This window comes from Bifidobacterium sp. SO1, from assembly GCF_018555335.1.
Taxonomy (GTDB): Bacteria; Actinomycetota; Actinomycetes; order Actinomycetales; family Bifidobacteriaceae; genus Bifidobacterium; species Bifidobacterium simiiventris.
In genome coordinates this window covers 19,977-41,158 of record NZ_JAFEJR010000023.1, presented here as the reverse complement: position 1 = coordinate 41,158, position 21,182 = coordinate 19,977, and the positions used below count along the sequence as shown (strand labels likewise).

Annotated in this window: 14 protein-coding genes; 11 read left to right on the top strand and 3 right to left on the bottom strand. The window is 54.1% G+C overall.

Translation table 11 applies throughout. The annotated features are described in order from the left end of the window. Positions 1–176: 176 nt before the first annotated feature. From JS541_RS13295 to JS541_RS13265, 7 genes are all read left to right on the top strand, one after another. Positions 177–620, top strand: a complete 444-nt coding sequence (locus JS541_RS13295; protein ID WP_214374978.1) for a hypothetical protein — start codon at positions 177–179, stop codon at positions 618–620. Between the two features lie 39 nt (positions 621–659). After that, complete coding sequence (locus JS541_RS13290; RefSeq protein WP_214374977.1) at positions 660–1,208, top strand: hypothetical protein; 549 nt, start codon at positions 660–662, stop codon at positions 1,206–1,208. A gap of 69 nt (positions 1,209–1,277) precedes the next feature. Then, complete coding sequence (locus tag JS541_RS13285; RefSeq protein ID WP_214374976.1) at positions 1,278–1,814, top strand: hypothetical protein; 537 nt, start codon at positions 1,278–1,280, stop codon at positions 1,812–1,814. A gap of 1 nt (position 1,815) precedes the next feature. After that, a complete protein-coding gene (locus JS541_RS13280; RefSeq protein ID WP_214374975.1) occupies positions 1,816–2,148 on the top strand; it encodes a hypothetical protein in 333 nt (110 codons plus the stop codon). A 70-nt stretch (positions 2,149–2,218) separates the two neighbouring features. Then, positions 2,219–6,571, top strand: coding sequence for a hypothetical protein (locus tag JS541_RS13275; protein WP_214374974.1), 4,353 nt, complete (start codon positions 2,219–2,221; stop codon positions 6,569–6,571). Between the two features lie 22 nt (positions 6,572–6,593). Next, a complete protein-coding gene (locus JS541_RS13270; RefSeq protein ID WP_214374973.1) occupies positions 6,594–7,364 on the top strand; it encodes a hypothetical protein in 771 nt (256 codons plus the stop codon). A 124-nt stretch (positions 7,365–7,488) separates the two neighbouring features. Continuing rightward, positions 7,489–8,784: a phage tail tip lysozyme gene (locus JS541_RS13265; RefSeq protein ID WP_214374972.1), complete on the top strand. Its 1,296-nt coding sequence runs from the start codon at positions 7,489–7,491 to the stop codon at positions 8,782–8,784. On the opposite strand, the gene JS541_RS13260 is transcribed toward JS541_RS13265, so the two are convergent. The 3 genes from JS541_RS13260 to JS541_RS13250 all read right to left on the bottom strand — a co-directional run bounded on the left by JS541_RS13260 (position 8,781) and on the right by JS541_RS13250 (position 11,568). Next, the gene (locus JS541_RS13260) at positions 8,781–9,713 is read right to left on the bottom strand and encodes a hypothetical protein (RefSeq protein ID WP_214374971.1); all 933 of its coding nucleotides are present in this window, start codon (positions 9,711–9,713) and stop codon (positions 8,781–8,783) included. The two genes, JS541_RS13265 and JS541_RS13260, sit on opposite strands and share 4 nt — an antisense overlap. Before the next feature lie 114 nt (positions 9,714–9,827). Continuing rightward, on the bottom strand, positions 9,828–10,232 hold the full coding sequence (locus JS541_RS13255; RefSeq protein WP_214374970.1) for a hypothetical protein: 405 nt from the start codon (positions 10,230–10,232) through the stop codon (positions 9,828–9,830). A 373-nt stretch (positions 10,233–10,605) separates the two neighbouring features. After that, a complete protein-coding gene (locus JS541_RS13250; RefSeq protein WP_214374969.1) occupies positions 10,606–11,568 on the bottom strand; it encodes a replication protein RepA in 963 nt (320 codons plus the stop codon). A 645-nt stretch (positions 11,569–12,213) separates the two neighbouring features. Between JS541_RS13250 and JS541_RS13245 the strand changes: the two genes are divergently transcribed. The 4 genes from JS541_RS13245 to JS541_RS13230 are packed head-to-tail and all read left to right on the top strand — an operon-like array spanning position 12,214 to position 21,167. Then, positions 12,214–15,657, top strand: coding sequence for an FtsK/SpoIIIE domain-containing protein (locus JS541_RS13245; protein WP_240539373.1), 3,444 nt, complete (start codon positions 12,214–12,216; stop codon positions 15,655–15,657). Positions 15,658–15,717: 60 nt separating this feature from the next. Further along, positions 15,718–16,419, top strand: a complete 702-nt coding sequence (locus tag JS541_RS13240; protein WP_214374968.1) for a hypothetical protein — start codon at positions 15,718–15,720, stop codon at positions 16,417–16,419. A 2-nt stretch (positions 16,420–16,421) separates the two neighbouring features. Beyond that, positions 16,422–18,302 carry a cell division protein FtsK gene (locus tag JS541_RS13235; RefSeq protein ID WP_214374967.1) on the top strand — a complete coding sequence of 627 codons (1,881 nt, stop codon included), beginning with the start codon at positions 16,422–16,424 and terminating at the stop codon, positions 18,300–18,302. Positions 18,303–18,344: 42 nt separating this feature from the next. Next, positions 18,345–21,167, top strand: a complete 2,823-nt coding sequence (locus JS541_RS13230) for a hypothetical protein (RefSeq protein ID WP_214374966.1) — start codon at positions 18,345–18,347, stop codon at positions 21,165–21,167. The last annotated feature ends 15 nt before the right edge of the window (positions 21,168–21,182 follow it).

Genomic DNA, 21,182 nt, shown 5'->3' with positions numbered 1-21,182 from the left:
CAGCTCGCCGAGTTCCTTCCTGACCCTATCGGCTATACGCGCCACCTTGCCCGTTCTCATACCTTCATTGTAGCTACTCGGTAACTACGACGCAAGTCAAAAAGTCAACCTCGGTCTAACAGAGCCTAATGTTAAACTGTTATTGTCCACATAAACTAGTTGTCCAAGGAGACAAAATGAACCAGCAGCAAACCCTCCGCCGCGTCTCCAGCCAGCCACGCGGCATCGAACACCACCCGCAAATGTTCAACCCGGCCGAACGAAGCCTCATCGCCAACGGGCTTCTCTCCTATGATCCGAACCGGAAGAACCTCAAGGTCACGAAGACCGGCTGGAAAGCGTTGGACACCGACAATTTCGAAACCGTCGTCGAATCATTGTTGGATTACCCGTGGAGCGAGGAGGCTCGATATCAGGGTGATTCGACCGAGGATATGGCGCATATTCTCCTGTTGGATTCCGCCCGCAATGAGGTGGCGGCGTTGCTTGTGGAGAATGTTCTGGGTGATGTCACCGTGTATTGGAGCACTCCATCGTCGGATCGGATTGTGGCGTATCATCCGTTTTTCTGTGATTTCGACATGCTGAAGTGGCGTGAGTGGAACAGGCAAATATGCTGATGTTACACTGTTAGCATCCACATATTTTGGAGGCGAAAAATGGCAAGGCGAGCAAAAATCATCGAAGGCAACACCCTCATGATCAGAATCGGATACGCTCCAAGAGCAGGAAGCCCCTACTTCCCACCATTGGACATCCTCACCGAATACGTTAGATTCTCCAACGCGCACGGCGGTCGAATGATGTGGGTCGACTCCCGGCCCGCATGCAGTCCAGACAAGACGAAAACACTCACCAACATCATCTTCTTCTCCAGCAAAGTGGAATTCGCAGTACTAGGGGAAATCGCCGACGCCGGAACCGGAAGCGTGCCGCCGCTCGGAGCCTATCAGGTGCCAGAACCATGGAACCGGTTCAAGGAACGATACTGGTACAAGCTCGACAACCTACGCGTCCTGTCGAACCTGTGCTTCGAAGACTACGAGTCCTTTGCGATCGCCCAGACGAAAACCCCTGACGTGACCGGATACAAGATCGAGGACGTGGTTCCGTTGACGCAGGAACTGGCCTACAAGCGCCGGACCGGGGTCTTTTACATTCGCCCGTTGACCAAGAAAAAGGAAGACTCTGCGGTCGTCGAAGAATAAAAACCCTGTTATGTTAAACTGTGAGCAGCTGCACATTATAGGCTTTGCAAACGAAAAGGAGACAAAACGATGAGCCTCATCAGCAACCGTGCCGTCTTCTGCCGGTTCCGAGGACAATCACTGCCGGTAGGAAGACAGACTATCGGCTTCGACAAGAACACGAGAATACGCTACAACTGGCAGGACGGGGATTCGCCATCCTACTTCGATCTGCTGCTCGACCATGCGAACAAGCATCATGGACGACTGCTGATCCCGTTCAACAATGCGATCAGCATCAAAAACGTCCAATTCTGCTCCTCGTTCATCCTCTGGAGTTCCAACGGACAGTGGATCATGGGCAGGATTCGCAGCGCCGGCCAAGGTTATGTTCCCGGCATGGACGATGGAGACGGATACACTACGCCGGAGAACATCATCGTCTCCCAGGCGAATCTGTGGGTCAAACTGTCCGACGTGACCGGCGGCGACTCCGATTTCCCGTTGGACGACTACACGTATCAGGCGTATGAACCCGGTGTCGGCCCCAAGCCCGTGGTCAGTCTTCGGGAGGCGTTGAAACGGTCTAACTTCAACGTGCTGTTCATCAACAGAAAGGACGACTGACATGCCCACGTCGCAGATACTCGGCATTCGCAACACTGCGGAAGTCACAAGAAAACTCGATGATCCGATCGAAACCGTCAGCCTTGACGGGGAGCCGCTTCTGGCTAGAGCATTATGGATCAGGTTCGAACGCCACATCAACAAAGGTTGGACGCTCAGCGACGCGAAAGTGTCCGTCGCCAAACGCAAAAGCCTGTCGGACGCTTGGCGTGACACCTACTATTACTATCCGTTGGATAAGCTCACGGTCAACGACGCCCTGCAACATCAGATAGACGAACTGCATGACATCATCACCGAGGATTCCAAACGGACGGCCTGCACCAAACCGTGATACTGGACGAATCCTAGGAATTTACCAATCCGAGGCATTCCCCTGCTCCGCGCATTTCTAGCGTGGGAGCATGACCTCCGTAAAAAACGACGAACATCCGGAAAGCTTCATCAGTCCGGCCAGCGAATACGGTTTGCTTCGAGCCGCGACCCCGGACCGAACGGTCTGGTTGTATGCGCGCATCCCTTGGAGCGCCGCACTGTTGGATGGTGCGAACGATAAGAAACGCGAGGAAGCGGCGAACCAGTTCGCATCATTCTTCGACGGTCTGGCCGGACAGGTGTCGGTCGCCGGCATGAGATACCGGTATCTGCTGCAAAGCGAATACCGTGAATTCCACCTGTTGACGGGAAGCATGCCGGTGAACTACATGCCTCCCGCAGGTGAGGGAGATGCGGAACTCCGTCAATATCAGGCTCGATATTACCGCACGTTGAAGGTCCGCAAACAGTTCGCGGTGATCGGCGTACCGTTGAAACTCATCGGAGAAACCGGTCGGCAAGGTCGGAAGAAACCGTTGCTGCAACGGTTCACGACCGGGTTCGACCGGTTGTGCTATTCGATCGCGAACGGGTGTCCGACCTTCGAGGAATATTTGCCGGACGCTCATGTGATAGAACAGATCATGTTGAAAGCCGGTTTGGAACCGTTCACGCTCATGGAGGATCAGGAGCGTGAAAAGCTCGTAGCCATGATGGAATCATGGTGGGTGAGTCGAGCCAACGCGTCCGCTCTGCCGATCATCGCGGAAAACGATCATGTGCATTTCTTCCCCGACTCCAAAGTCTGTCAGGAGGCGAAGAAGAAATACGATGACGGGATCGACTGCGCCGACTGGGGTATTCGCGAGGAGTATCCGGCCACATTATGCTTCGCCCGCACCTCTGAATTCAACAGGGATAAAATCTCCGACCCGTCGAACCTGTGGGTCGCTCGGCTCATGGAAGTTGGCAACGCCGGTGGTGCGAACGCGATCGCCACGTCCATTCGAGGCAAGGTGGAACCGGCGAAGATCACGGCGGACACGATTCGTCGCAACTATCGGACGATCCGCGACTCCATCAACGAACGGTACGACAAGGGGCGGGAAGCCTCCGGGGATATGACCGAATTGGAAGGACGGCTCGAATATAAGCGCAGTCTTTACAATTCACCGGACATGCCTCCCACGTTGATTGATTTGAGTATTGCGACCTGTGTCGCCGGGAACGCGCAAATGGCGATCGACAGCCTGTCCGCGATCCCGAACATCGAGTTCACGAATCTGACCACCGCCAACGAACAACTGTTGGCGTTCAAAAGCATGCAAGCCTGTTCGCCGATCCGTATGACACCGTATGAGATTCACTGGTCGGCAACCTGCGTATCCGGCAGTGGAGTCAGTAGCATGGCTCGAGGCGGCGACAATTGGGGTGCATTATTGGGGTTGAGTGAGGCGAACCGTCAGCCTTTGTATATTGGCACGACCACGGTGCAAGACAAGGACATGAGACCCATATTTGCAATAATCGGTGACACGGGAAGCGGCAAGCACTTAGCTCTTACAACACCCACCCCGATGCCACCTCAGCCCAACTATCCCAACGGTTCCATTATACCATTCGGACAGGTGCAAGAAGGTGATTATCTTTACGGAAGAGACGGAAAACCCTATCAGGTGAAACAGCTTCATCCGATCGTCTCAAAAGACACGTACCTTGTCACACTCAGCGACGGACAAAGCATCATCGCCGGAGGCGACCACCTGTGGACGGTCAGCAGTTTCAAGGACAGAAACGTTCCGAGGAAAACCAAGCATCGTCAATCCGTGGAACGATACGAGACGATTGCAAAACTCGGCGTCACCCTCCGGAAGGAAGGCGAACGGTATCCTGAAGATCAAACCATGACCGCCAAAGAACTGGCTCATATCATCAAACCGATTCTTGGCGAGTGGATGGGTGACAGTCGGCCTGAATCATGGGTGACATCCGCTTTGCAGATGATGAGTTTCCCCAGCAAGAAGGAAGCTCGGGAAATCCAAACGAAGGAAAGCGGGGAAGCGTATTCTCATACCCAAAACCGTCGCAGATATGATCCAAAACAAGCCTTGACAACGCTCATCGAACATTACGATCATGTCGCAAAATACGGTCCGAGATGGCAAGAACAGGCGCGTCAACGTACCCAAATCCTCCATTCGCATCTTGACGACGATTTCCAACAAGGACTCAGTGTCGGCGACATCCGTAAAATGCTCGGAGAAAAAGCCCCAAGTGAGTTTTCAATCAACGCCATCATCGCAAAACTGACGCCCGTATCATTCTGGGACAAAAATATAAGGAAAATGCCTACGAGAACCGGCCAAAGACGGGTGACGGTATACAACGTGAAAGACGCGTTGAACGCGATCTCCTTACGGCTCCTGCAACGATACGGTGAGGAAAAACCGAACACCGATTACATGGAGCAGGTAGTTTCGACCAAGGAGATGCTGGCTGCCGGCCTTGTTGAAAAGCAGGGCGGTCAGGCGAAGTGGGCTATTCATGTTCCGACACCTGTCGAGAATCCGGAGATGAGACTGGCGATTGACCCGTATCTTCTTGGCGCATGGCTGGCTGACGGGTCGAAGGGTGCTCCGACGTTGACTTCGGATGCGACGAAGGGTGATCTGGATTATTTGGCTGATCGTTTTTTGGCTAAGGGTTTTCCGGTTACTTTGCAGTCCGATGGGAAGTCCCTGTATGTCAGGAATTTCGAGGGGAAGCTTCGTTACGCCGGACTGTTGAAGAACAAGCATATTCCGGAGAAGTATTTCTTCGCGAGCGTCGAGCAACGGTTGGAGTTGGTTCGCGGCTTGCTGGATCAGGATGGGGCCATCGACGCTAAGGGGAATATCGAGTTCTCTCAATCGATCGAACATGAGAACATTATTCGCGGCATGGTAAGACTGCTTCGCTCCTTGGGTATCGTGGTGCATGAGCCGAAACGTGCGATAACGACATACACGAGGAATGGCGAACGTCATCAGGCGCAGGATCGTCTGCGTCTCCAGTTCACTACGAATCTTCCGGTGTTCAGTCTTGAACGCAAGCGTATGTTACTCCCCAAAACTTTGCGGGAGACTCAACAATGGTTGTACATCAAAGACATTCAAAAGATCGAAGACAATCCGTGCCGTTGTATCACTGTCGGCAGTCCGGATCATACGTATCTGGTAGGAGATTACATTCCAACCCATAACACGATGGCTGCGTTCAGCTTGTTTTTACAATGGTCGAAGATCATGTCCCGTAACGGGAGCGGCAAAACCCCGTGCATTTACATCAACCCGAAATCCGGAGACGATCTAGAAGACGCGACCGAATCTCAACATGGTGTAGTCATCCGACTCGACCAGGACATTGCAAACGGCACATTCGACCCGCTTCTCGTAATGGAAAACATCGAAGAGGCGAAGGAGATGGCTGCCATCATGCTATCCGACATCCTCAATCCAAAAGGAGAAGACACAAACATGGAATTAGCGATCGCCGCCATGCTAGATTACGGAATCCAGCATGGCGCTCGCTGCTGTGGATTGGCGATCAGTACCGCCGCGCAAGCATATGTGCGGATGCAGCAGGCTGGTAAAAATCCAGCGAATATCGGTTTGCCGGATAACACGGTAGAAGTGTACCGTCATGTTCGTCTTGCATTGAGTCACTATCAGTCGATGCGGTTGATTCTCGGAACAAGCAATGAAACGCAATCGTTGCGTATCAGTCAGAATTTGACGTTGATCAATGCCGGGACTCGTTCGTTGGTTCCTGAACCGAATTCCGAACAGACTGTGCCGGGTCGCATCCAACAGTGGGTGCTTCGCATGGTCGTGTTGGGAGCTGGAGCTGCTGTTCGTGGCCGTGATGGCATGGTCGGTTTGGATGAGGCTTGGGTTGCCATGGGTAAAGGCAAGGGTGCGTCCAAAACGTTGGAACAGTGGGTGCGTATGGCTCGAAGTCAACGGTTCACCCCAGTGTTGGCGTCGCAGAAGGTGCAGGAGTTCATTGATGCTGGTTTGACCGGTGGTATTAGTCGTGCGCTCCTGTTGGCGTTGGATAATCCGGATGAGACGAACGGTACCGTCAGTCCCGCCAAATCCGCGTTGAGATTGTTGAACATCAGTGATCCGAGCGGCCACATGCTGTATCGCATGGGTTTAGGTGATACGAAGGACAACAACGAACCTCAGCCGATGAGTTTGAAACGTCTCAAACGGAAGAATCCGATCACCGGTAAGGAAGAAACCGTTCGTGGTGCGGTCGCGTATTTCAAGGATGGTTCCAAACAGCCGGTGCCGGTTGAGATCATTATTCCTCCGGATTTGTTGAAGGAGATTTCCACTACGGCTACGGACAAGATCGCCCGTGAGAAAAGAAAGGAACAGGCTGATGGCGTACAGTGACATGTTCGAAAGGAATCTGCCCATGTCTCCGACCACTGGGGATACGAGCGTGTTGACACCGTTGGACGAACAGGATGAAGTGTCGGCCGACGTGTCGGATTTCGTGATAGACGGTGATGTGACCCAATCCGACAGTGAGGGGATTCTCGTGTTCGACCGGTTCACGAGCGGCCTCCCCCTGTTGATGGAACGACCCAGCCGGTATACGAACCGATTGCAGGGGGCGGCGTTCAGCATGTTCCGTCCTCCGGCTGATGATAAGAACGGTGGCTTGGAAAACCGGATACTCTGGTCGCCCAGTATCGCGTTCCCGTTCTTTCTCCTGTTCGGTGACGAAAAGTTCAAGGATCAGGACGTGTTGAAATACCCGTTCCTGCATGTCCCGTCGAATCATCAGCCGACCGATGACACGGATTTGACCGTCTACGCGTTGACGTTGTACGCATTGTATACGGCGACCGGCTTGTTGGGCGAAACCAATGATGGGGCTATTCTCACCTACGGGTTGGAGGATCCGTTCGAAGTGACCGACGCTGACGCATGGGATGCTGCCGATGATTGGGCGCGTACCGTGACTCCCCTGTTGTCTGATTTGAACAAGGCACGCTTGTTGGGGTTCGCGTTGAAGGATGTCGAACATGAGGCTGCGGCGTTGAACGTCCTGTTCTACCTGTGGGGTGAGTCTCGTCCTCAAAACGAGTTGATCGACGCAGGCAGACAGGCGGCGGACTTGTTGGCGGGAGAGTATGACGTGTTTTTGGATCAGGAGTTCAAACCGTTTCAGGAGCATTAGAATTTTTCTGCTGTGATTGTTTTCCTCTCTAATCTTCCAATGGAAAAGAGCGGAATCAATTCAAATGTTACGGAATCATACGGGTAAAGTTCCGTAACATTCCAAAGTCGGAAAGGTGAGCGCGTTGAAACATCCCAAAGCGAAAATCGCGATAGCCGCAATCGGCGCGCTCATGACCGTCAACCTGTTGACCATGATCATGACCACCACGATGATCACCACCGTTCTCTCCAGCTACCAGTCGACAGCATCCAACGACGGATCATCCAATACGCAGGAAACCTCCGTCTGCACGTCGAAAACCGATACGAGCCTACCCGACGCGTCCGAAACGGACACGGTGAAAAAAATCGGCACAATGTTCGCAAACAAAGGATATTCCAAAGCTGCCACGGCAGGCGTCTTAGGAAACCTGTATGCGGAAAGCGGGTTGAACCCGTTGTCGGAAAGCCATGACGGCGGATATGGTATCGCGCAATGGACGCCACGGTCGAAAATCAGGGAATGGTTGGACGCGCATCATCATACGGATGTCACCGACTCCGATCTGAACGGTCAGGCGTTGATGCTCGCCGAAACCGTGGAGAACGGGTTCAACACGTATTATGTGCCCACCATTGAAGCCGCCGGATATGAGGTGCCCGGCGGCAGCCTCTACCGCATGTGGACGGAAGCAGCGGACGCGAAAACAGCTGCGATAGCGTTCATGGCCGGATATGAGCGTCCAGCATGGGAATACCGGAACGAGGACACTCGAGTAAGCATGGCCGATAAGTATTATGCGGCGTTAAGCTCGGTCACGTTCAAAACGGCGGACGGTACGGCATCCGGTGCTACGAACAGTGGAACCTCCACGACGATCCCCGCATCATGCAGCGACGGTTCGAATGTGGAAGCCGGCACCGTCGGTGATATTCCTGAAAACCAACGCGACTTCGGTTGGATGTGCTCTTGGGGTGGCATCTGCCAAGACGGCGACGGGTTGGATGGTGAAGGGGCCACGAAAAACTTCTATCATGCGAACGTGGGACGCTATCAGTGCGTCTGGTATGCGTGGAACCGTCTCGCCATGATCCATGGAGGCGGAGGATGGACGTGGGTGACCGGCAACGGTGGAGACGTGCATGTCAACGTGGCTGGCATGTCGAACATCGGATGGCAGGTGTCGGACACTCCGAAAGCCGGTGATGGGGTCAGCCAATACGGTGGCGCGTTAGGCGGCACCGGTACTTACGGGCATATCGCCGTCGTGGAGAAAGTAGAAACCACTAGCTCCGGATGGAAGATTCTGATCAGCGAAGGCAACTACAATACGGACGGCAACGGTCCTTGGAACGGGTTCAACACCAGATGGTTGGATTCAACCCAATTCCAAGGAGCCGGCAACGTGTTCTTCCGCAACACGAAATGGGAGCGTTAATGAGAGAGTAGCGGGCAATCATCCCCGTACTTCTCCTTGCATTCCTGCATCAGCTTGTCACCCTGCTCTTCCGTGGTGGTCATTGAAATACCATTCCACAGACTCCAATCAACCGTCCCGTTCATATCCCCCATCGTGCCGGGAGTGCGGAGAATCTTCGTGATCCCATCATTCTGCAACCCCGTGTAATCCACGGTTCCCTTGACCGGAATGGCAATACGAGTGGAACCGTCCGCCAACGCTTCGATCATGTCACGATTCCAATCATGCAACCACGGGCTGATCCACCAGTAATCCGTATTCCCGTTTTCGATCTTCGTGATCTTCCCCTTGTTGACCGTGATCGTATCCTTGATCTGATAATCCTTCCAAGCGGGAGTGATCGCCGCATACCCGTTGCCGATGAACGAATCGCCACGAGTCAACAGGATGGATCGTACGGTGCCGGTCACTTCAGCCTGATCATCCGACAACTGGTTAACCGTAGGACCGTCACCCCAACGGGAACCATACGCCCACGCCTGCAAATGCCACCATCGGGCGGCGTTCGGAGCCTGCTCGCAAATATACATGCCCTTATTCTGCCCGTCGGGACACACAGGGTTCGGACCGTTCGGACCTTTCACCGTGATCACAGACGGGTCAACGTATTGACTGATCGGATTGGTTTTCTCATCGATATCACCACGCAACTGGGTGAGCACGGTCGAAGCATCCTGTTTCGCATACGAGCCGGCTTCGACTGTCGCGTCACTACCCCAGTCGCGCATGGCATGCTCGAGTTTGATGATGGTTTGCAGATCCTCATCGGTCAGCTTATACGTTGACTCCTCCGCTTTCCCACCGGCATCGGACTGGCTACTCCCCTTATCCGACGTGACGGTCTTCTGCTGTTGAGACTGCTCCTGATGTTCCTGACTGGCAGTCACCGACTTCCGCCAAAAACTCCAACCCAACACAAGAGCCGCCACGAGTACGACACCCGTGACGGCCATGAGAATACGCTTAACCCGACTGTTCACCCGAAACCTCCAGCTCTTCTATCACCACTCATCGGAAGTATACGCGAAACCGAACACGATAATCGCCGTAATCAAATAGACGACCAACGCGGCAAGCAACCCAAGCTTATTCGGATAATTGACATACAAGTCAACCGGAATGAACGCTCCAGCCACAAGCTGCACCATTGCGGCGATCCACGGCTTCTTCTTCAACACCAAGTGGATCAAGTACAGGATGCCGGCTTCCATTCCAATGATCAACGGAATACCGATCAGCAGAACCAGCCCACCGGCGATCCAACCCGGCAGATAGAATCCGATGAAATTAATAGCCCCTACGACTTCGAAACCCGTCGGAGAGGTAAGAAAATCACCCAACAGGATCATAATCGCAAGGAACGTGAACAGAATGAACGTGCCGATCATTCTAAGTAGGGTCTTCATGTGATCACCTCCTGATGGTCTATCTCGTTTGTGACGACTCTACATTTATGTGGACAATCACAGACTATCAGGAAAAGAAACAGAAGAAGATCACGACCGCAAAGAAGAAAAAGTTGGAGGAGTATATCCCCACGAAAGTGGGGTAGCTCACCGGGTCTAAGGAAAAATCCCGCGACTCCTTGGTTCATCCCCACGAAAGTGGGGTCATGTTCGCTCCATCACTAATGACGCAGGGTTCATCCCCACTAGCGTGGGGTGATGTCCAAGGCACGAGGATGTCACGATGCAACGGTTCATCCCCACTAGCGTGGGGTAGTAACTCCTCCAAACATCTTCCCATTCTAGCCTAGAATCTAGACCATCCCATCAACAATCAAAGATCAAAACCAATCGCCCGCGCCGCAGCATTAAAAGCTTCCCGAGCATCCGCCGGAGTTGAAATCTCCTTCAACCCCTCGACGTACGCGCCTTCCGAATCGGTCGTATCGACACGAACCAGCTCATCATCGGACGGGTCCCAGTTGATTTTGTTCTCCTGATATGGGATGGTGACGCCCTTACTGTCGTACCGGATCACATAGGTTGGGCAGATTTCGATAAGCTTGTCGATTGCTACTTTGAACTTCTTCCGGAACGTTTTCATCGGAAGACCCGTACCTTCGAACTGGAGATAAAGCGAGTCCCAAGTAATGAGAATGTCTCTATGAAGTTTTCTCAACGCGTTCAGACGGTAACGGAACCAAAGATACAAGTCGATCGAACGTGGTGACTTCCCAAGTTGCTTGATGACACTGTTGTCCATCGGGACGCTGGTGGAGACCAACTCGTCCCAGAAGTCCTTGGCGAACACGATCATCACCCAACCGCCTGCAACAGGATTGGCAGTAAGCGTGCGTTCGGCGATTTTCTTCGACTCGGAAGCATGGAAGTCAAAATCCGGTCGCGTGACATCCTTTGATACAACCACGAACATCTGACTCAAATTCTTTACCGTACGCTTGATCTCTTCCAAAGTCGGGGGATTACACGTCAAGCCTGTTTGACGACAGAATTCACGGAAACTGGAATCAATGAGAACGGCTCGCGCACCCATTTTGACCTTGGGATCATGTGTTGTGATCATACGCTGGATATACAAAAACAAAACGCGAGGGATCTTTCCGTAAACCCAGCTTTCCGGCTCGGCAGGAGCGATTGTGACGCTAATTGAGCCGTTGGTTCGTCGAATAAAACTTGTGGTTGGCTTAGAGATAGGGAAAAGAGGAATCTGCGTCATCAGCGACGGCGCAAAGGTTAGATTTTCGTCTTCGATACGCTTGGTGATAGAATCAGTCATTGTAATCATCCTCCTAACGATGATTGCCATATGCCCGGCTGGTGGTACAGCGCGGGCATTTTTGTCTGTCATATTGGATTGTATCACCGATTCGTTGTCGTGTATTTTTTGTTTGAAGGATCGGATCGGATCTGACTTTCTGCCACCATCTGACTTACTGCCACCCTGCATAATTCTGTCACCAACTGTTGTTTTACCCCCGAAAAACGAGGGGGTGCAAACCAGCCAAACTAACGTTTTGACATCATGTCAAACATGGTTTTTCCCCCCGCTACCGCCATCTTGGGGTGCATAATTCTGTCACCCTTCTGCATAATTCTGTCACCCTTCTGCATAATTCTGTCACCCTTCTGCATAATTCTGTCACCCTTCTGCATAATTCTGTCACCGGAATACCCTCTCAGCCTTACTGGCAGTAGGGCTTTCAGATCCGCAAGATATAAGCAAGTTATATATCAAGATAAATCAAGTTATATAAACTACGCGCGAGAAAAATTTTTCTCGCTTTGAAGCTCGCCGTTCCGGTCGACCACCCAACCGAACTGATCAACCAAACGCATTAAGAACTTACCCTCTCCTTCAACCACTATCTTTCTTTTTCAATTCAGCCCGCCCGGGGAAAATTCATTCCCTAGCGTGTAAATCATGACCAAATCGAGAACCAGTCGCAGTCGAACCAAGCAGGAGTCGACGCCGATCCCGCCGAGCCTGTGGTTGGGTGTGTTCATCCTGTTGAGTGTCGCCGCATGGTGGATTCGACTGCCGATGATGCCCGTCCTATGGTTGGGCATACTTGTCGCCGGGTTGACGGCTCGTCGTCCTGAAGCGGCGACGAAGCGTAAAAGCGATTCGCCTGATCCTCGAGCGTTGGCCCGATACCACAAGTGGAAGGATATGCTCGCCGGTTTCGCCCCGTCGAAGGATTGGCTGTCGGTTCATCGCATCTCATGGTGGATGGGTATCGCCGTCGGTTTGATGGTCAGTGCGAACGCGCGTGCCGGGTGGATGACCGTAGTGAACATTCTGTTCGGCTGGCTGGTTGCGATGGGTGTCCGGCAGATGGGTGATCGGAAGGTTGATCGCCGGCACGTGTATTCGGGTGTGAGTATTCCCGCCGTGTACGGTGCAAAGACTCCGATCTGGGTGAAACTGGTTGTCACGATCATCCCCATCCTCCTGTTGGTCGTGTTGGCGTTCGCGATGATGGTAGGTTATGCGCCCGCATCCACGATGATCGGACTCCCGTTGCTCGTGTTTCTCCTGCTCGCGTGGAAACTGTGCAAGAACGCTCAAGCCGCGTATTGGCGTGATCTGGTCAAATACCAGCAGTTGTTGGACAAGTGGACTGCCACCGGTGACTTGCAGAAAGCTTGGGAAGGCGTGTGGTTGACGCAGGTCAGCAAGATCGGCGCTGACGGCAACAAGATGATCATTCTGCGCTGCCGGTTCGAGAACAAGCCGGATGACAGCATGATCGAACCGGGTATGGAAACGTTGCATCGTAGCAACGCGCAAGTGTTCAAGCTTGGCGTCGAACCGGTGAGGGCCGTTACGAGTCCGTCCGGTTACAGTTTCGCCATGTTGCTGCCGGCCCGGCAGAAGAAGAAGGGTGAGTTCGCGTTCGACCCGTCGAGTGTGCGTCTCGTGTTGGGGCGTGATGAATCGTGTGTGCCGGAAGCTACATCCCGTCAGGCGGGTGAGAAGCTGGCTTCCCTTGTGGCGGATATCGCGTATGCGCGTACCGCTCAAGTGTGGAACAAGCGCAGTCCGTTGGTGGAAGCGCATGACGTGTCCGATGATCCCGAACAGGCGGCTTGGCTGTTGCAATTGCATTGCCCGCCCGAAGGTGGTGATCCGATCGACAAGATGGATTTCGACTGGTTGGGTCCGGAATGCTCGCCGGAAGAGACGATGAAGCTGCCGATGTTCGCCGACCTGTCCGACGCGTTCGTGTTGGCCGCCGATCCGAACACCCCGTTGTCGGATAAGGGCAACAAGTGGCGTCCGGATGGGGTGACGTTGAAGAAACCGTTCGCCGACTATATCGCGATCTCTCGCCGGTATAAGGCTGAGCAGAGCGTGTGGGCGGATATTCTGCCGACGAAACTTGGGGTGCCGGTCGCGATCTACGACGGTGAGAAGACCGTGGAATGCGATGGTTGGGAGTTGACCACGCTCCCCCTGATCCTGTCCGCGCCGGCTACGGCTGATGATTATGCGCGTTTCGATTTGAGTCCGTTGGATTACGAGGCGAAGTTTATCGGCGTGATCCGTGACGGTGAGAACGCGCTGCTCGTCACGGCGACCGGTCCTGCACCATCCCGGCTCGACCGGTTGACCGGACAATACCGCAAGTATGCGGAGGCGATCATCTTCAAAGCCTTGTTGGACGTGCTACCGGCGAAGGCGATCGTCTACATCGATTCGTGCACACAGGAAGGCAAGGATGTTGCGATCTGGCGTGTCAAATTCCATTTGGAAGGCGGCGCGACCGTCGCCGACGTGAGGAAGAAAAGCGCGAACCTACAAGCGGCCGTCGGCGCGAACCGGATTTTCTGGAATTGGAAGAACGCGGACAGTGCGGAAATCTGGTTGTGCGATCAACCGTATCTCGCGTTGGATGATCTCAAGCATTGGAAGCGTCGCTTCGCGCAAAAGGAGCTGATCCAACTCGCTTTGTCGGATGCGTGGGGTGTGGCGGGTATCACCGACGATTCCGGTCGAACCCCGCAAGTCGTCTCCCTTGGCGTACTCCCCCAGAATCATGACGTGCTGTTGGCCCGCTTCCAGATTCCAGCCGGATTGGACGTGGACAAGCCCGAACGAAACATCGGCAAGTTCATGACCAGCGCCAACTACGGGTACGGGCGCATTCTTCCCCGAGGCGAAGAGCATGGGGCGACCATGTACGACATGGTGCTCGCCAAGCACAGTCCGTTCCCGACGAAGATCCTCGCCGACTGGGATTACGCGAAACAGGCGAAACCACGCATGTTCCCGATCGGCGTGGACGATATGGGCGAACCCGTGTGTTGGAACGTGAAGGAAACCTTCCACCTGCTGTTGTGCGGCAAATCCGGTACGGGCAAATCGTCGTTGGCGCAGATCGTCGTCGCCGAAGCCCTGATGAAAGGGCATGCGATCATCCTCGTAGACCCGTCGAAGGGTTGCATCGACTTCACCCAATGGGCGAAACGCCTATCGTTGGCGTTCATCGGCTTGGGACAGATGCGAGAAACCGAAGCCGTCATCGCATGGCTGCGCAACGAAATGGCCGAACGGGTCAAACTGTTCAGCCGTTACGGGGTCGGCAGCATCTACGACTTGGACACCAGCCGACTGTCGGAAGACGAGTTGAAGCACGTGCAGCCGATCGACCTGATCTTCGACGAGTTCAACTCGTATTTGCAGGAAGCCGGCAAAACCACGCAGAACCCGAACAGGGACATTCAGCTCGCCAACGACAATGCGGCCGTGTCCGCGATCAACAATTCGATCCGACGCACCATGAGCGCGTTGGGCAAGATCGTCGTGCAGGGTCGTACCGCCGGTATCAGCGTGATCCTCGGCGCTCAACGTTTGACGATGGACGATATGAAACCGTACAATGCGACGGCTTTCTTCCGCTCCTTGGGGCGTGTACTGCTCGGCATGGATTCTCCCGCCGGGGTCGTCAGCCAGCAGAATCTTCATGAAGCGAACCGTTTGCAACAGTCGTTGAAAGGCGAAGGCGGGAAGATTCCGCAAGGTCGAGGCATTTTCGAAACCGCTCAAGGTGAACTGTTGGCCGTCCAAACATGGTATTCGGGCGGACAGGAGAAGCTGGCGGAACTGTTCAAAGACAATACGCCGCCCGAACCGATCGACTATTCAATGTTCATGCCGGCCGAAGCCGAGAAATACGGCGAAATGTCCGAAGAGGAACTGTCCAAGCTCATCAACCAAGACAAGGACAGTGCGTCCGGCGGCGAGGAAATCAACGACCTGGCCGAACTGCAGGACATGCTCAGCCAAAGCGAACAGACGGAACCCTACGAAAACGGCGACGAAGACGACCCGTATGCGGATGTCGAGGAAGTCGACTGGTAGCCGCCGCCCCTGCGAAAACAATTTTTCCCACGCAAACCACAATTAAGGAAGGGAACCATAGTGGAATTCAATCTGGGAGAAGATCAGAAGAAGAACCCGATCAACTGGGATACGACGGCAACACCGTTGCTGACGATCACCGGCCGGACGGCAGCGGGCAAAAGCATCCTGTTGGATCGGATTCTTCAGAATGCGGCCGATGCTGGCATGACCATCACCTACATGGGTTTGCCACGGCCTCTCCCCTCCCCGACCATCATGACCGGAAGCTACGAGAAGGTTCAGGAAACCATCGACCTGTTGGAACGCGCCGTCGCGGAACAGCAGCGTCGCATCCACGGCACCCCCTCCGACCTGCGTCCGCTCCTGTTCGCCTTCGATGATTTCGATCTGATCTTCAACGGTCGAATCGAACACGACGAACCGGTCGGAGACTATCAGACCATCAGCCGTCTCATCGAACAGTTGATCCGCAACGCCTCCACGTCGAATACGATCATCGTGATCGTCGGCCAATGCCTCAACAACCACACCATCGGACACGGGTTGAAGACCCTGTTCCGCAAGAACGGTGCGCACGCCCATCTGAGCATCGGACCGGTCACCTCCCTGATCGACAGCACGGGACACGAGTACGCGTCCATGCTCATCAACCAGGAACAGTTCGACATGCCGCACATGTTCGGCTGGGGCGTGTTCGAATCCGCATCCGGTGCCATCAGCCAGCTTCGCTGCCCGATCCAAGTCCGGAAGGCGGCGTGACCATGACCGTCAGCTCGAAAGACAAGCCGATCCGGAAAATCCCGTTGACGAAACTGTTCCCCAATGGTTTCGACAAAACCAATCCGGAAGACATGATGAAGCTCACGGTGCTCATTCAGGAGAAAGCCGCGAAGGATCATTCGTTCGACGGGTACAGCGTGCTGAACGTTGACAAGAACAACCGGTATGCGATCATCGCGCCGATGAGCACGTTCGGCAAGAGCGGACTCGAAGTGGACGCTCGCGCCATCCTCAACAAGGAGATCAAATCCATTCGGCTCAATGTCAGCGAATGCGTTGACTCGGCTCAGAAGAAAACCGTCGCCAATCTGGAAAGCCAGCCGCAGAACGAAGGCTGGTCGGTGATCGACTTCATGCGCGTCACCGCTTCCGAATGCGTGGTGCTGTTGCAGCAGTTGGATGAGAAAACCCTGTCTTCGCGACGGATTTTCGCGAACGTGCTCGGCGTGCAACCGTGGAACATTCGACTCGACCGGACGCAGGAGAACGGTTGGCGTATCCGCATCAAGGAAGGAACCGTCACCTATCAGGCGAGCCGTTTCGACACGAAGATGCAGGAGGCCGTGGAAACCGTCGGCAAGAAAGGCTGGTTCTTCAAAGCCGATCCTGAAACCGGCGTGATCATGGTGTATCCGGGCACGCCCCCAACATTCCCGAAGATCGTGTCCTGTCCGAAACAACTGATCGGCAAGAACGATCTGCGTCACGCCTACTTGGGTATGAAACTCCCCGACCGTGGACGGGAAACCGGCGACTGGCTGGCATTGGATTGGAAGTCAGGGCCGGGCATCATGGTCGCCGCCGCCGCTAACAGTGGCAAGAGCGTCGTCATCAACACGCTGATCGGAGCCGCATTGGAAGCCGGCTTCGATCTGGCTGTCTGCGATGACGAGGATAAGAGCGTCGACTTCCAATGGTGCCGCCCGTGGGTCATCGACCATGGTTGGGGTTGCGACGGGATCGAATCATCCGCCGCCACGTTGGCTCACATTCTTGAAATCTGCTCCTACCGGTCGAAACTGATCAAGAAATACGGGGTGGAGAACTGGTGGGGGTTGCCAGATGATGAGAAGGAGAAGAACCCGCTACTTCTCCTCGTGTGCGATGAGGTCGCCCAATGGGCTGGAAACGTGAACATTCCGAAAGTCCAGAAAGACAATCCGATGCGAATCCGCGCCGAATACGAGGCGAGCATCCACGCCGCCAACATCACGTATTCGATGAAGATCACCCAGAAGGCACGATTCAGCGGCATCTGCTTCCTGTTCTGCGGCCAATCAGTCCGCTTGCAGGACGGTTTCGACCCCGGTCTGCGCGTCAACCTGACCACGGTCATCTCCCCCACTTTGCAACCATCCACCGCCGTCGAAGACCTGCTGGGCGGAGCGAAGGACATTCCCGAGATTCCGGAGAACATCATGCAGCCGGGCATCTCCCGTGGAGCCGGCCTGATCCGTTTACCGGGCATGAAACCCGTCATTTATAAGGGCTTCTACGATGAGAAACCCGGCCAATCATACAGTGACCTGTTGTGCGAACGGTTGACGAAGATCCGCCCGCCGAAAGGCAACATGAACTCCGGACACTGGGGTTGGGGCGACATCGTGAACACGGTGCCAGCCGCCGCCGAGAAACCGGATGACGGCAGCATGTACACGGACGACGATACGGACAATGGGTTCCCCACCGACGGATTCGGTGAGGACGGTCGTGATGTCGCCGACCGTGACAAGCCGTTGAGGGGAGCGGCCGCCGCAGCGCACGCGAGCAAACTGTATGCGGCCGGCGTGGACGTCCCCCATATGAGCGGAGCCGATGCGGCTCTACGAATCGCACGTGACCTGTCCGCCAAGGACATGTGAACGGTAGATTAGATGCTAATGGTTTTCCGAACGAGGTAGGTTATGGGAGCTGATGACGATTGGCTGACCGGAGGCAATCAAATTGATTTGTCTCTGCTGATGGACGACGATGACGATATCGCCGTCCCGGCGAAGCCTCCCGTTCGGAAACCCTCGAAACAGTCCAATGTGAAAACTTCCAAGAGGAGCAGTTCTAGTCGGGTAGAACGTTCCAAGTCTTCGGCTTCACAGAACGGTAGTTCTCCGTTTTCCGAAAGTTCCGGTACTCGAGTTTCCAAGGAGTCAAGTGCTGTACCTTCACAGTTTTCCGATGCTGGAGCCGAACAGTCTTTAGGTTCTGTATCTTCGTGGAACCGTAAAGTCAAAGAATCGAAGTCTCCGAATGTTGAAATTGCACAAAGGGGAGGTGCTGCAAATCCGAAGAGCTACGATTCGAAGGATTCACAGCATCAGACTTCTGAAGATTCTGAGTTCTCCGATGTACAGACGGAACTACTCTTGGATGATCCGTGGGGAGAGACCACTGATTTTCCAGAACCGAACAATCGTGAATCTTCCGCATTCGAGCATTCCGATGTTACAGTTCCGGAAAACCGTACTGTGGGAACTTCCGACATCTCCGATAGTGGAGTGCTGGAACATTCCAATACCGTAGCCTCCGAACGCTCTTCTTTCGTGAAGGAGCGGATTTCCGAAACCGAACCCTCAAACCCCTCTGATTCGACAACGCCGGCAGTCGCCGGATCCGGAATGGAAAAGAACCGCAATACCCCGCTTTTCGGAAGGAGCGAGTCTGCACCTTCCGAAAATTACGGTACTTCAACTTCAAAACGGGCGGAAGCCACGGTTTCAGAGAATCGAGGCATCATACCATCAGGAAACTACCCCTCAACCCCAAGAATCAACTCCGGGAACCAGCCGGTCGAAAACGTGGCCGGAACCGTCGATCCAACCCCGGCAGGAGAGAATGTTCCCACTTCGTATGAAAACCCGTCTACGGACGATTTTTGGGACGTTTTGGACGGGTTTGAGGAACAATCCTCTCTCGAGACTGCAAAAAACGATCCGGATGGTCAGAGCCGGCGTCAAACGGAACCCGAAAACAGCCAATTAGCGGAACTGCAACCTTACGAATCTACAGAACCGGAACATCACACTGTTAGAAATCCCGGAACCCGAGTTCAAGTCGTGGACGACGGGTTCTGGGACGACATGTTTCCGGAACCGCCACAGAACAACGTTACAGAAGAACGGAATCAAAACTCTTCCAATGCTTCGGCTTCGGAATCTCAAAACGTTACACCGTTTCAGAATCACGGTTCTACGGTTCCACAGATTCCCAGAACCGACAACAACGGCACGAGGGAAAACAGTCGCGAGTCTGAAGAAGAACGAAACAACTCAGGAAAAACGGAACAGCCTCACGCTGCCCAACCTCTACACCCTTACGGAACTGTAGATTCAAACTCTCATACTTCCGAAAATGATTTCTGGGCGGACGATAACACAGTCGTAGACTCACAGAATAAAAGTTCCGTAACAGAAAACATCTCAAACGGCGAAAGTGAACAACAGTCCGATTTCTGGGATGACCAATGGGATGATGCTCCAACATCGGAAAACCCGAACGCCGTGCCTTCACAGAGTTACGGTTCCCAAAATCCGCAATATTCGGAAGCTGATACAGACGAGGACTTCTGGGACGACGATTGGAATCGGGATTCCGGTAAAGAACAGTCCTCTAACAGTGCGGTATCCGAACATTCCAACACATCACCTTCCCAATTTTCCGAAACCATTCCGGTGGAGCATAAAAATATCGTAGCTTCGCAGAATCCGGATGTAAAAGAGGAATCACTCTGGAATGAATGGTACGGTACGGAAGAACCACATTCCGATCCCACACCTTCGGAAAACTACGGTTCCTCAACACCGCAACATCCGGATTCCTTTACCTCCATACTCTCCGAAGGAACGGAAGAGAAAAAGTCCTCCTTCGGGAAACAATTCCTCCGTTTCCTCGCCATAACCATTGCGGCACTGCTCGCGATCATACTCATCATCGCCGGGGGAGCATACGCATGGCATTCCTACCAGAACAGCCAACAGCAGCATCAGGCGCAGATCGAACGGCAGAAGAAGGAAGACGAACTCACCAAAGCGCAAGCCGACTGGGATAAGCAGACCGCGAAAGCCAAAACCCTCATCCAGAAAATCAGTCAAAGCCCCGTAGCCAAAGACCAGACGGTAGTAGGGGAGCGGACGAAACTGGAACAGGTCGCCAACCTGAAACCCATGACCGTAGCAGCCATCACCAAAACCGGCAAACAATTGGACGAGCAATATGAGAAGACCAGTACTGCATATTCGACGGCCATCAATACTCTCACCCATGACACGTCGTCCAAACTCGCCGATCTCATCAGTCAAGCGGACAAGTTGAACACCGCGCCGGATTCTACCAACAAGAAAACCATGCAGACCTTGGCCGCCGAATGGAGGGGGAAGAGAGTATCCGAAGAGAATCTGTCCGGCGCCGTAAACGCGGAAACGAAGCTACGGCAACTCGTAGCCTCCGTCACCAAGGAGAAGTCCGATGCGGAGAAGAAGGCAAAAGAGGAGGCTGACAGGAAGAAACGCGAAGAGGAGGCCCAGCAGCAAGCCCAACAACAGGCGCAGCAACAGCAACAGTCGACGCCGCAATACGAGTACACGTATACCCCGCAACAGCAGACGACTCCCTCAACTCCCCCGACTCCGACGACCCCAAGCACGCCATCCACCCCGAGTACCCCGTCCGCGCCTTCGACGCCGACGACGCCAAGCACCCCGTCCACTCCGACTTCACCGGGAGTGAACCTCTAAACAGGATGCCGGAAC